10 protein-coding genes and 1 tRNA gene are annotated in these 12,412 nt (G+C 73.0%); 8 read left to right on the top strand and 3 right to left on the bottom strand.

Annotation, left to right across the window (positions count from 1 at the left end):
- Nucleotides 1-105: 105 nt before the first annotated feature.
- Nucleotides 106-1,572, bottom strand: coding sequence for a MocR-like pyridoxine biosynthesis transcription factor PdxR (gene pdxR / locus RUR_RS25360; RefSeq protein ID WP_283137914.1), 1,467 nt, complete (start codon nt 1,570-1,572; stop codon nt 106-108).
- A gap of 69 nt (nt 1,573-1,641) precedes the next feature.
- Here pdxR and RUR_RS25355 point away from each other — a divergent pair, with 69 nt between their 5' ends.
- From RUR_RS25355 to RUR_RS25320, 8 genes are all read left to right on the top strand, one after another.
- The gene (locus RUR_RS25355) at nt 1,642-2,277 is read left to right on the top strand and encodes a pyridoxamine 5'-phosphate oxidase family protein (RefSeq protein ID WP_283137685.1); all 636 of its coding nucleotides are present in this window, start codon (nt 1,642-1,644) and stop codon (nt 2,275-2,277) included.
- 115 nt (nt 2,278-2,392) lie between these two features.
- A complete protein-coding gene (locus RUR_RS25350) occupies nt 2,393-4,732 on the top strand; it encodes a serine/threonine-protein kinase (RefSeq protein WP_283137684.1) in 2,340 nt (779 codons plus the stop codon).
- 172 nt (nt 4,733-4,904) lie between these two features.
- Nucleotides 4,905-6,356, top strand: a complete 1,452-nt coding sequence (locus RUR_RS25345) for a serine/threonine-protein kinase (RefSeq protein ID WP_283137683.1) — start codon at nt 4,905-4,907, stop codon at nt 6,354-6,356.
- A 69-nt stretch (nt 6,357-6,425) separates the two neighbouring features.
- Nucleotides 6,426-7,868, top strand: coding sequence for a protein kinase family protein (locus RUR_RS25340; protein ID WP_283137682.1), 1,443 nt, complete (start codon nt 6,426-6,428; stop codon nt 7,866-7,868).
- Between the two features lie 61 nt (nt 7,869-7,929).
- The gene (locus tag RUR_RS25335; protein ID WP_283137681.1) at nt 7,930-9,099 is read left to right on the top strand and encodes a DUF2510 domain-containing protein; all 1,170 of its coding nucleotides are present in this window, start codon (nt 7,930-7,932) and stop codon (nt 9,097-9,099) included.
- A 20-nt stretch (nt 9,100-9,119) separates the two neighbouring features.
- Nucleotides 9,120-9,743, top strand: a complete 624-nt coding sequence (gene orn, locus RUR_RS25330) for an oligoribonuclease (protein ID WP_283137680.1) — start codon at nt 9,120-9,122, stop codon at nt 9,741-9,743.
- A 75-nt stretch (nt 9,744-9,818) separates the two neighbouring features.
- Nucleotides 9,819-9,894, top strand: a tRNA-His gene (locus tag RUR_RS25325).
- A gap of 195 nt (nt 9,895-10,089) precedes the next feature.
- Nucleotides 10,090-10,344, top strand: a complete 255-nt coding sequence (locus RUR_RS25320; protein WP_428847023.1) for a helix-turn-helix domain-containing protein — start codon at nt 10,090-10,092, stop codon at nt 10,342-10,344.
- 6 nt (nt 10,345-10,350) lie between these two features.
- On the opposite strand, the gene RUR_RS25315 is transcribed toward RUR_RS25320, so the two are convergent.
- Both RUR_RS25315 and RUR_RS25310 read right to left on the bottom strand, forming a co-directional pair.
- Nucleotides 10,351-10,605 carry a Smr/MutS family protein gene (locus tag RUR_RS25315; protein ID WP_283137679.1) on the bottom strand — a complete coding sequence of 85 codons (255 nt, stop codon included), beginning with the start codon at nt 10,603-10,605 and terminating at the stop codon, nt 10,351-10,353.
- An 83-nt stretch (nt 10,606-10,688) separates the two neighbouring features.
- Nucleotides 10,689-12,395 (bottom strand): penicillin-binding transpeptidase domain-containing protein, encoded by a 1,707-nt coding sequence (locus RUR_RS25310; protein ID WP_283137678.1) that lies wholly within the window; start codon nt 12,393-12,395, stop codon nt 10,689-10,691.
- Nucleotides 12,396-12,412: the final 17 nt, after the last annotated feature.

Below are 12,412 nucleotides of genomic sequence, written 5' to 3'. Positions count from 1 at the left end.
GCACCGGTCACAGCAGACGACTCTGGGCGCGAGGTGGCCACTTCGGCCACTCCCAGGTGCCGGGCGCCGAAGACGCCGATCCCGGCTCCGTCGACATCCGCAGGATCACCGGACCCGAGACACCTCTGGTGGAGGTGCCTCGCCCCCGAGAGGAGACCTTGAACGTTCCCGAACGCTGGGCGCGGAACCTGCAAGAATCCGGCGCAGCACTGGGCACGCCCGTTTGATCTCGGTCAGCGACGCCGAGCCGTAGCCGATCACCAGGCCGTGCACGCGTGACGGCCCCCCATGGTGCCGTTCCAGGGTGTCAAGGAGGATGCCCTGCTCGGCCGCTTCCCGCACCACCCGCCGTACGGCCTGCGCGGGCAGCTCCGCCACGACATGGAGTCCCGCGGTTTCCCCGCGCAGCCGTACCACGTCGCCGAGGGCCTCGACGACGGCCGCGCGGCGGCGCCCGTACTCCAGCCGCATCCGGCGCAGGTGCCGATCGAGGTCGCCGCGCTCCAGCAGGATCCGCGCCGCCTCCTGGGTGGGGCCGGGGGTGCGGTCGTCCAGCATCAGCCGGGTGTGGGCGATCCTGCGCAGGAGCCTCGGCGGGGTGACCAGCCAGCCGATGCCGAGGTCGTGGACGAAGGACTTCGACAGCGTGCCGAGCAGGATCACCCGGTCGGGGTCGAGGCTGTAGAGCGCGGGCAGCGGCGCGACGTCGTACCGGAACTCGGCGTCGTAGTCGTCCTCCACGACGTAGGCCCCGGTCCGGCGGGCCCAGTCGAGCAGCCGCCCCCGGCGGGGGACCGGCAGGCGCCCCCCGAGCGGGTACTGGTGCGCCGGGGTGGTGTAGATCAGGGTGAGGTCCGCGGGCAGTTCCTCCACGACCACGCCGTGCTCGTCCACCGCGCAGGGGACGACCTCGGCGCCGCGGGCCCGCAGCACCGTGCGGGCCGCGATGTAGCCGGGCTCCTCCACGCCGACCCGGTCGCCCGGTTTGACGAGCGTCGCCCCGATCATGTCGATCCCGTTGGCGGTGCTGCGGGTGACCATGACGCTCTCCGGCCCGATGTGGATGCCCCGGGCCCGGCGCAGGTGCTCGGCGAGCGCTCGGCGCAGGCCGGGCAGCCCGTACGGATCGGGCTCGTCGCCGGGGAGGTAGTCGGCGACGAGCCGCCAGGCCCGCCGCCACACCGCCGGGTCGATGTCGCGGACCCACGCCCGGCCCGGCCGGAGGTCGGCGGCGATCTCCGGCTTGGCGCGCTCCACCGCGCGCTCCGTGGGGCCGGGCCTTTCCGCCGCACCGCTTCTCAGGTCCTTTATCAGGACGTCGGCGACGAAGGTGCCGGAGCCGTGGCGGCCTTCCAGCCAGCCCTCCGCGTAGAGCTGCTCGTAGGCGTCGGTGACGACGGTACGGCTGACGCCGAGGATCCTGGCGAGCTCGCGGGTGGACGGCAGGCGTTCCCCGGCCTCGACGGCACCCGAACGCATCGCCGCACGGAGCTGATCGGTCAGCTGGACCGTGAGCGGCTCGGCCAGGTCACGGTCGAGGACGAGGGGCAGGTCGACGCTCCCGCGCGGCAAAGTGGTCCTCCAGAACTTCGACAAAGTGGACCTCTAATGCCAGTCCACTCAAGTCGTAGCGTACGTGGCATGAGCCTCTCATCCACGCCCAGGACCCGCCTCCACCGCCTCCGGGAGCGCGCCGGCACCGACCGCGCCCAGCTGCACGCGATCCTCGACGCCGGTCTCATCTGCCACCTCGGCGTGATCGTCGACGGCTCGCCGATGGTCGTGCCGACGCTGTACGGCCGCAGCGGCGACACGATGTATCTGCACGGCTCCACCGGAAGCAGGTCCCTGCACGCCGGCGGCGAGGTCTGCGTCACCGTCACCCACCTGGACGGCCTGGTCCTGGCCCGCTCGGTCTTCCACCACTCCGCCAACTACCGATCCGCGATGATCTACGGTGTCCCGCGGCTCGTCGAGGACCCCGACGAGCATCTGGCGGCCCTGCGCGACCTCACCGAACACCTCGTGCCCGGCCAGTGGGACGCCACCCGCCGCCCGAACCGCAAGGAGCTCGCCGCCACCACCGTCCTCGCGCTCTCCCTCGACGAGTCCTCCGTCAAGGTCCGGCAGGGCCCGCCCTCGGACGAGGAGGAGGACTACGCGCTCCCGACCTGGGCGGGCGTGCTGCCCCTCGCCGTGAGCTGGGGCGAGCCCGTACCCGACCCCCGGCTCGCCCCGGGGCTTGAGGTGCCGGAACATATAGCAAGACGTTTGTAACCCCACTGCAACCGAGGGGGGCCAGGCTGTACGGGTGAGCGTGCCGGGGATCGCGGCCCCGACGGAACCGGGACAGCCGGCTCGACCACGCTCGGCACGGTGAGCGGAGCGCGCCATGAGCGACTGGACGGTGTCGGGGTACACCGAGGTCAGGGATCTCGGTGCAGGCGGGGGCGGCCGGGTCGTGCTCGCCTCCCACGACTCAAGCGGTGTTCCGGTCGCCATCAAATACCTGTCCGGACGGCTCCGCGCCGACCCCTGGTTCCTGACCCGGTTCCGGGACGAGGCGGCGCTCCTGGTGGAGATGACCGACCCGAACATCGTCCGGATGTACGAGTACGTGGAGACCGACGCCGGGGCCGCTATCGTCATGGAGCTCGTGGAGGGGGCGCCGCTCCGGGCGCTCGTCCGCGAGCACGGCTCCACCGGGCCGGAAGCCGCCCTGGCCGTCCTGGCGGGCTCGCTGCGCGGCCTGGCCGCCGCGCACGCCCAGGGGATCGTGCACCGCGACTACAAGCCGGAGAACATCCTCGTCCAGGCGGACGGCCGGAGCAGGCTCGTGGACTTCGGCATCGCCGTGCGCAGCGGCGAGCTGACCACCGCGGCGGGCACCCCCGCCTACATGGCGCCCGAGCAGTGGACCGGCGGGGCCGCCTCCCAGGCGAGCGACGTCTACGCCGCCACGGCCGTCTTCTATGAGTGCGTCACCGGACGGCGGCCCTTCCAGGCCGTCCACCAGGCCGCCCTCATGCACCAGCATCAGAACGCCCCCGTCCCGGCGGACGAGGCGCCGCCGCCGCTGCGCGAACTGATCCACCACGGCCTGGCCAAGAACCCCGCCGACCGCCCGCTGACCGCCACCGCGTTCCTCGCCGAGCTGGAGCGTGTCGCCGCCGGCGCCTACGGCCAGGACTGGGAACGCAACGGCCTCCGGGCCCTCGCCGCACTCGCCGGATCGCTCGTCGCCCTCTTCCCCGGGGCGGCGGCGCCGACCCCGTCCGCGGGCACCACGTTCTCCCGGACCGTGCTCGAATCGGTGACCGCCTCGGTCCGCCGGGGCGGGGTCAAGCTCGCCGCCGCCGCGGTCGCGGTCGTGGTGGCCGCCGCCGTCACCGGATACCTGATGTCCGGGTCCGACGAGGTTCCGGTGGCGGGGGACGGGCCGGCCCCCACGACCTCGGCGCACGGCGCGCCCCCGACCGGCCAGGGCGGCCAGCCGCCCGACCCGGCGCCGCCGGCCACCTCCGACCCCGGTGTGGCGCCCCCCGTCACACCGTCCGCAGAGCCCTCCCCCACCCCCGCGGAAACGAGTTCGCCGACGGTCTCGCCCAGCCCTTCCGTACCGGCGGGCGGGACGGTCACCGGCATCGTGATCAGCGATCTGAAGCTGGTGGAGAGCGGTGCGCCCTCCGCCGGACGGGCGGGCCCGCCCGTCCGGGCCGTACGGTATCTCGGGTCCGGCCCGATCCTGCCCGCCCCGGATCCTCCGCACAGCCACGTGGCGGAGGTTTCGGCTCTGGCCCCGGCCGCGCCCGCCGGCGGGGCCGCCCAGGTCGCCTCCGCGACGCTCACGGTCACCACGGCCGGCAAGGCCGCCGTGAAGATCGAGGTGGCTTTCACCGTGGGCGGGGCCGTGGTGCACACCCGGTCGATCCCCCTCTCCGGCCGGACGAACTACCGGCGGGAGATCCGATTCACCCTGAACGAGCCCCTGTGCGGCACCCGGTGGGGGGTGACCGCCTCGGCCCAGCGCGAGAGGACGGCCAAGAGCGTGTCCGCCCCGCCCTGTCAGGTCAAGGTGACCGGCGTCACGGCGAAGGTCGCCATGGATCCGGCCCCGAGCGCACGCGTCCGGCTCACGGTCACCGTGCGGGCGGACAAGCCGGGCCCGATCACGCTCGAGGCGGGCCTCGTAGATCCTCGGCCGGCCGTCCGCATCCCCGGGGTGCCCGCCCGGCTGGACGGCGCCGCCTCCTACACCCGGACGTTCACCGCCGACCTGCCCTCCCGCCCCTGCGGCCGGACCGTCCGGGTCAGGGTCGCCACCAAGCCGGCGCTCCCCGGCGGCCCGACGGTCGCCGAGTACCGGGTACCCGCCTGCGCGCCGCGGGTGACCGCCAAGGTCACGGCCTCCCCGGCCGAGCACCGCGGCTCCTGTCCGGCCATGTTCGCCTTCTCCGGGGAGATCTCGGTCTCGGGCGGCCCGGCGACCGTGCGCTACCAGTGGGTCGACGGCGACGGCTCCGCGGCGCGGATCCAGACCCTGGAGTTCACCGGGCCCGGACCGCAGAGCCGGAAGGTCTCCTCCTCCTGGCGGCTCGGCGTCACCGGCCGCCACTGGCGGGCGATCCGGATCGTCGGCGCGGCCGGGGCGACGACGTCGAACCGGGCCGAGATCTCGCTGACCTGCACCGCAGCCTCCCCGAGGACGCCAAGCCCGAGCGGCATCGGGTGATCGATGCTGACATGTGGCCGACTCTCACACCAAACAGCAAAATGTGGTAACTATTTCGTGATAAAGCTGCGAATCAACACCGCGTTTGGGACGCTACCGTGCTGGTGGGGTGTGTTCCAGGGGGGTCTCCGCAAAACCACTCAGACGGCCGGATCGGCAGGGGGATCCTTTCATGCAGGAACATTGGTCGGTACCCGGGTACTCGGAGATCCGAGAACTGGGCGCCGGGGCGAGCGGACGGGTCGTCCTCGCCGAGCACGTGACCGGCGAGGTACCCGTCGCCATCAAGTACCTCTCCGGGAAGCTCCGGGACGACGACGACTTCCTCGGCCGCTTCCGGGCCGAGGCGCGGATGATGATCCGCCTCGACGACCCGCATGTGGCCCGGCTCTACGAGTACGTGGAGTCCGACGCCGGAGCGGCGATCGTCATGGAGCTCGTGGACGGGGTCTCGCTCCGGATGCTCCTCGGCTCGGAGGGCCCCACCGGCCCCGAGGCCGCGCTCACCGTCCTGAAGGGCTCCCTGCTCGGGCTCGCGGCGGCGCACGCCCGGGGCGTCGTCCACCGCGACTACAAGCCCGAGAACGTCATGGTGGAGCAGGACGGCACCACCAAGCTCGTCGACTTCGGCATCGCCTCCCGGTCCGGAGAGCAGGCGGATACGGCGGGCACCCCCGCCTACATGGCCCCCGAACAGTGGGCCGGGACACCCGCCGGGCCCTCGACCGACGTCTACGCCGCGACCGCGGTCTTCTTCGAATGCCTCACCGGCACCCGCCCGTACCGCTCCCAGCACCTCGCCGCGCTCGCGCGGCAGCACCAGGTGGCGCCGGTCCCGATCGAGGAGGTCCCGCCCCCGCTCCAGCCGATCATCGCCCAGGGACTCGCCAAGAACCCCGCCGACCGCCCCCGCGACGCCCGCGCCTTCGTCAACCTGCTGGAGAGCGTGGCACTCGCCGGGTACGGACCCGACTGGGAGGACCGCGGCCGCCGGCGCCTGGCCGGCTCGGCCGGCCTGCTCGCGGCGCTGTTCCCGCTGAGCAGCGAGCCCGGGCCCGCCGGCGGCACCACGGTCGGCGTCACCGAACTGACCCAGGCGGGCGCCGCCACCCGGCGCTTCCTGGGCGCGAACGCCGTGAAGATCGCCGTCGGGGTCGGCACCCTGGCCGTCGCCGCGACCGTCATCACGGTCCTGGCCACCTCGGGCGGTTCGCCCGAGCTGCGGTCGGCCGACCGGCTCATCCAGGCGACGGACCCGGCGCCGACCCTGCCCACCGTGGAGCCCGCGGTCAGCGACGAGCCGACGTCCGAGGAGCCGACGGAGTCGCCCGAGCCGACGCCCAGCACGGCGCCGAGCACCTCGGCGGCGCCCACGACGAAACCCCCGCAGCTGGCACCCACCGCGTCGCAGAGTCCCACGCCCACCCCCAAGCCGACCCCGAGGCCGACGCCGAGCCGCACCCCGTCGCCGACGCCGTCCGCGGAGCCCCCGGTGGTCACCGAACCCCCGCCCCGGCCCAGGCCCCCGCGGCCCACGCCTACCCCCACGCCCACGACGCCGTCCCCGACGCCTCCGACCACGACCCCGCCCGACCCGTCGTCGCCGCCCGGGACTCCCGATTAAGTTCGCGCGTGACCGGGGCCGTGGAAACAGTGACACTGAGGTGACGGCCGGATGGAAGGCGGTACATCGATGACGTCTGTCGCGGGCTATCTGCTGGCAGGGCGACCTCGATCTTCGGAACTCGGCGGCTGGGACGCCGCGCTGGCACCGGACGGCTCCGCGGCGGGAGCGCTGCTGATCGACCCCGGCCTGCTCGCCGTCCCCGGCGCCCCCGCACGACTCGTCGCCGCGGTCACCGCGGTCCGGCACCTCACCCAGTCGGGCGTGACCGGCCTGGTTCCGGTCGCCGACCTGGTCGGCGCGGAGGGCAAGGTCTGGCTGCTCTCCGCGCGCCCGGCCACGCCGACCCTGGCCGAGCTGGGGGCGACCGGACCCGGCCCCGACGCCGGGAGCGCGGCGACCGTTCTCATCGAGACCCTGCAGACCCTGCTCTCGCTGCACGCCTCGGGCCTGGTGCACGGCGCGCTGCACGCCGGGACGATCGTGATCGACTCCGACGGCGCCGCCCTGCTGAACGAGGCCGGGCTCGCCGTCGCCCTGCGCGGCGAGACGGTGCCGGCGCACGCGGACGTCGCCGCGTGGGCCACGCTCGCCCGCGGCCTCGCCGACGCCTGGGCCGGCCCGGACCGGCAGGCCGCCGCGCTGCTGGCCCACTGCGCGGCGACGGCGGAGTCCCGCGGTCTGGTCGCCGCGCGGGACGCCTTGCTCGCCGGACGCGACCGGCTCCCCGGGGGCTTCACCACCCGTACCGCCCTGATCGACTCGGCGAACCGGCTCGCGGCCCCGATCCCCACGCGGGAGTTCACCGGGGAGCAGCCGTTCCCGCAGGGGTACGCCCCCGAGGCCGTGACGCTGCTGCGGGTCACGTCGGCGGGCGGGCCCGGACCCGGCGACGCCCGTACCCCACCGGGTTTCGACGCCGGTACGGCCGACACGGGCTCAAGCCGGACGGCCACCGGGGAGGTGCAGATGCGCTTCGGCCCCGGGGTGCCCACCCAGACGCAGGCCAAGACCCGGGCCGCGGAGATCTGGCAGCAGGGGCAGACCCGGGAGGCGGAACGGCCGGGCGCGCAGAGCAAAGGGAAGCGGAGGGCGGTCCGGCGGCGCGGGCGCGTCCTCCCCGTGATCACCATGCTGATCATGGCGCTGATCGTCGCCGGGGTCGCCTGGTGGCTGCTCCGGCCCATGCCGCCGCTGGTGGTGCAGAGCGTCAAAGTGGAGGCGCCGAAGGGCGTCCAGGGCTGCGACGAGGACGGGGTCAGACTGCACGGGGTGATCGCGACCAACGGGGAGGCGGGCCTGATCACCTACGAGTGGTTCCAGGGCGATCAGCCCAGGGGGAAGCAGGAGGAACGGGTCAGCGCCGATCAGACGTCGGTGCGGGTTCCCTTCGTCCTGACCCCCAAGGGCAGCGGCGAGGGCAGGGAGACGCTGACCCTGCGGATCACCTCTCCACTCGTGCAGCCCGGCGACCCGCTAAGCGCCAAGGGGACGGTGCGGTTCCGATGCTAGACCGAACACGGCATTTCACTCTTTTACACGGATATTCCAGCGACTGCCCTACCCTGGCGCCATGACCACGCAGACCCCTCCCGGCTGGCACCCCGATCCGTACGGCGTGCCGGGCCTCCTGCGCTGGTGGGACGGCAACCAGTGGACCGAAGCCACCCACCCCGTGGAGCCGACGACACCCGCGGGCCCGCAGGCCCAGCCGCCGCAGCCCTCCTGGGGTGCGCCCGCCCCTCAGGGGCAGAGCCCCTCGGGCCCCGGACAGCCCCCCTCCTGGCAGGGCGGCGCGGCCCACAGCGCCCCCGGGCAAGGCGCCGGGCAGTGGGGCTACGGCCAGGGTCCCCCGCAGGGCCCCGGAGGATGGCAGGGGCAGGCGTCGTCCCCGGCCCAGCCGGGCCCGCAATGGGGCGCGGGTGAGGCGTGGCGGGGCGACACCTCGGTGATGCCCAACCAGCCGGGCGGCAAAAGCCTCCTCCCGTGGATCATCGGCGGTTCCGCCGCGGTCGCGGTCGTCGTCGTGGTGGTGCTCATCATCTCCCTGACCGGGACGAGCACGCCGACCGAACCGAACGCCCTCCCGCCGGCCGTCACCGTCACCCCGACGCCGGAGGCCCCGCCGACCACCGAGCCGCCGACGACGCCGCCGACCACGATCCCCCCGGACCTTCCCACCGGAGGGGCCCTCCCCCGGCCGGTCGACGGGAAGATCGTCGACCCGCAGGCCGGCCTCAGCTACACCTTCCTCACCGACGGCTGGCGGATCCCGAACAGCGACGAGGTGAACAGCGACAACCCGCAGGAGCAGGGGTGGACCGCTGGGTTCCAGAAGGTCTCCCACGAGGGCTACAAGGGGCAGAACGACTGGATCGGCAACGCCTACTCCGGGCCGCTGGCCAGGCGGATCTCCTACGGCGGGCCGGACGACCTGAAGGCCTCCGCGCGAAGCCTGCTCTCGTACTTCAACCGGAACTACTATCCGGAGAAGCACGAGGCCGAAGGTGTCGAGGACAAGGCCATCAAGGTCGGCGGGCGCGACGGCTGGCTGGTCAAAGCCAAGCTGACCTTCAACGAGGCCAAGGCCAAGCGGTGGAAGTGGTCGACCGAGACGCTCGCGATCGTCGTGGTCGACCGCGGCGCCGGGCAGCGTCCCGGGGTGCTCTACATCTCGATGCCCGACAACCTGGGGACGGCGAACGTGGATCGGATCCTCGGCTCTCTCGCGGTGGCACCCTGAACGCACACTACGCTGGAGACATGAACGACCGGCTGGTGTGGATCGACTGTGAGATGACCGGGCTCGACCTGGAGCGGGACACCCTCGTCGAGGTGGCCTGCGTCGTCACCGACAGTGAGCTCAACCCGCTGGACGCGGGGGTCGATGTGATCATCAAGCCGCCACCGGAGTCCCTGGACCAGATGACGCAGGTCGTCCGGGAGATGCACACCGCCTCCGGGCTGCTCGCCCAGCTCGGCACCGGGGTGACCGTGGCCGAGGCCGAAGCCCTGGTCCTGGACTACATCCGGGGCCACGTGCCCGAGGCGAAGAAGGCCCCCCTCTGCGGGAACTCCATCGCCACCGACCGGTCGTTCATCGTCCGCGACATGCCTGCGCTCGACGCCTACCTGCACTACCGGATGGTCGACGTGTCGTCGGTCAAGGAACTGGTCCGCCGCTGGTATCCGCGGGTCTACTTCGCCGCGCCCGAGAAGACCGGCGGCCACCGGGCGCTCGCCGACATCATGGAGAGCATCCTGGAGATGCGGTACTACCGGGCGGCCGTGTTCGTCCCCCAGCCCGGCCCCGACTCGGCCACGGCGCGTGACGTCGCGGGGGCGATTCTCGCCGAATCGGAAAACTCCCGCGTGTCGGAGACCTAACCACGTCGCAAGTCGGGCGTCGGGCCCGCTACACTTTCTACATACGCCGCGTTCGGTTCGATCACGGCGGGCTTGGTGGGTGTAGCTCAGCTGGCAGAGCGCCAGGTTGTGGTCCTGGATGTCGTGGGTTCAAGTCCCATCACTCACCCCACTGAAAGTGGCCGGTTCCTCAGGGACCGGCCACTTTCGCTTTGAGGAGGGACTCCCTTCCCCGCCCGGCACCAGGCCGTCTATGAAAGATCGCGCGTTTCCGGACATCCGCCTATATGCTCGCTGTCAGCTACGGAGGCTAAAGCCGCCAGTTCGGGGGGCCAGCGGCATGATTATGTCGTGTCCCGGAGGCCGAATGAGAGTCGATGACACAGCGTTCGAGACCGGGCTGGGACTGAGCAGGCGTGAGGCCGAGGTCATGGACCTGATCGCCGCCGGGTTCTCGAACGGGGAGATCGCCCGCAGGCTCTTCCTCAGCGAGAAGACCGTGAAGAACCACGTCAACCGGATCTACGGCAAACTCGGGGTGGCGTCCCGCCCGTCGGCCATCGACCTCTGGCGCGGCTCCGCCGTCCCCGAAGCGCCGATCCCCCAGACCGGGGAGACTTGAACCCGTTCACTTCCACCGGAAATGAACGAACAGCCGCCCGAAGTTCTTGGAGTCCTTCTCCAGCCGGTGGTACAGCGCCTTGATCTCCTTCTGCTCCAGAAACCGGATCACCCGCTTCTTGAGCTGGCCTGAGCCTTTCCCGGGGATGATCTCAATGAGCGGGGCCCGCTTCGCCACCGCCTCGTCGATGATGCCCTGCAGCGCGCGGTCGATGCTCTGGCCCTTGTTGTAGATGTCGTGGAGATCCAGCTTCAGCTTCACGGCTTCCTCCCCGTCTCGCCCCACACACCGGACCGGGGCGGCACCGCCAAGGCTACGGCCCCCGGCACCGATGGCAAACCTCGCTACCGAACCCCCGCCAGGAACCGCGCGGCGATCGGCGCCGCGACCTGGCCACCCGACCCGCCGCCCGCCACGAAGACCGCGAACGCCAGATCCTCCCGGTACCCGAGGAACCAGGCGTGCTCCCCCCGGCCCCCGGACCCGTCGAACTCGGCCGTACCGGTTTTCCCGGCGACCCCGGACGGCAGGCCCGCCCCGGCCGCCGTACCGTTCGCGTCCGTCACCACCGCGCTCATCAGGGAGCGCAGCCCCGGCAGGATCGCGGGGTCGAGCGCCCGGGGGGCCGCCGCCTGCCCGGTCCGGTTCGCCAGCGCGGCCGCGACGAGCCGGGGCGGGCGCCAGGTGCCGTTCGCCACGGCCGCGGCCACCAGCGCCATGGAGAGCGGGCTGGCCAGCACCCTGCCCTGCCCGATGGACGCCTCCGCCAGGTCGGCGGGCCCCGTCGGGGCGGGGAAGTCGGCCCGTACCGCGGGCACCCCCGGATAGACGGGCCCGTCCACGAAGCCGAAGACCCGCGCCTGGGCGAGGAGCGCGTCGGCTCCCGCCCGCTCCACCGCCAGCCGGGTGAACGTGGTGTTGCACGACTGCGCGAACGCCCTGCGCAACGGGACCGTCCCCAGGTCGAACCGGCCCGGGTTCACGAACTCCCGCTGCCCCGCGACGACCGTGCCGGGGCAGGCGACGGGGGTCTCCGGGCCCATCCCCCCGGCGAGCAGCGCCGCCGCGGTGACCACCTTGAACGTGGAGCCCGGAGGATATCTGCCGAGAAAGGCCCCCGTCTCCTGCGGCAGGGTGTCGGCCACGGCCAGGATCTCCCCGGTCGAGGCTTGGACGGCGACGAGCGCCGCCCGGCCCACCCCCGCCAGGGCCCGGTCGGCGGCCCGGACCAGCCCCGCGTCCAGCGTCGTCCTGAGTCCGGCGCGCCGCGGCTTCGGCTGGGGCCGAGGCGATTCGACGGGCCTCGGCGGCAGGGGGAGGGGGATCTCCCCGAACAGCCGCAGGCGCCGCGCGATCCTGCCGTCGACCTCCAGCTCGATCGCCCAGGCGCTCTTGCGGACCGGCGGGGGCGCCGACGACTCCGCCAGGGGCGGCGCGGGCTCGGCGGCCACCGGAAAGCGGGCGGCGAGCGCGCGGATGTGCCGCTCCGCCCCGGTCCCGACCGGCAGCGGCCGCCCGTTGCGGTCCACGGGTTCGGGCGGGCCCTGCACGCCGGGGTCGAAGGTGACGGGCGGGTCGGGCTCCGGCGCAGGCGGCGGGGGGAACTCGGTCAACCGGAGCCTGCCGCCCGGGGTGAGCGCCGGATGCAGGGTGGCCGGAAACCAGACCACCTTCCAGCGCCGGTCGACGACGGCCAGGTGCAGCGTGGACTCATGGCTCCACGAGCCGATCGAGGCGAGTTCACGCGTCACCGTGAACGTGACGCTCGCCTCCTCCCCGGTCTTGCGCAGGGAGCCGGGCTCCACCCGGGTGACCTCGACCCGGAGATCGGCGTCGAGGGACGTGTGCCGCTGTTCGAAATCGGCGGGCGGATCGGCCGTGAGCCGCCGCATCGCGGTGAAGTCCCCGTCGTCCCAGGCGTCGAAGTAGTCGCGCGAGGTCGCCTCGGGGCTGCCCGACACGCGCAGGGACAGCGTGACGATCGCCCCACCGGCTACCAGGACGATGCCGACGAAGCCTGCGAAGAGCACGAGCAGTCCGCGTGTGCGCATCGCGGCAGATCGTATAA

This window comes from Rhizohabitans arisaemae, from assembly GCF_025996515.1.
In the GTDB taxonomy this organism is placed as follows: Bacteria; Actinomycetota; Actinomycetes; order Streptosporangiales; family Streptosporangiaceae; genus Rhizohabitans; species Rhizohabitans arisaemae.
This window is presented reverse-complemented; position numbering and strand designations above follow the sequence as displayed.

Excerpts from the sequence above, each read along its gene's own strand:
- RUR_RS25355 (WP_283137685.1), top strand. The coding sequence starts at position 1,642 with ATGAGCCTCTCATCCACGCCCAGGACCCGCCTCCACCGCCTCCGGGAG.
- RUR_RS25350 (WP_283137684.1), top strand. The coding sequence starts at position 2,393 with ATGAGCGACTGGACGGTGTCGGGGTACACCGAGGTCAGGGATCTCGGT.
- RUR_RS25345 (WP_283137683.1), top strand. The coding sequence starts at position 4,905 with ATGCAGGAACATTGGTCGGTACCCGGGTACTCGGAGATCCGAGAACTG.
- RUR_RS25340 (WP_283137682.1), top strand. The coding sequence starts at position 6,426 with ATGACGTCTGTCGCGGGCTATCTGCTGGCAGGGCGACCTCGATCTTCG.
- RUR_RS25335 (WP_283137681.1), top strand. The coding sequence starts at position 7,930 with ATGACCACGCAGACCCCTCCCGGCTGGCACCCCGATCCGTACGGCGTG.
- orn (WP_283137680.1), top strand. The coding sequence starts at position 9,120 with ATGAACGACCGGCTGGTGTGGATCGACTGTGAGATGACCGGGCTCGAC.
- RUR_RS25320 (WP_428847023.1), top strand. The coding sequence starts at position 10,090 with ATGAGAGTCGATGACACAGCGTTCGAGACCGGGCTGGGACTGAGCAGG.
- RUR_RS25310 (WP_283137678.1), bottom strand. The coding sequence starts at position 12,395 with ATGCGCACACGCGGACTGCTCGTGCTCTTCGCAGGCTTCGTCGGCATC.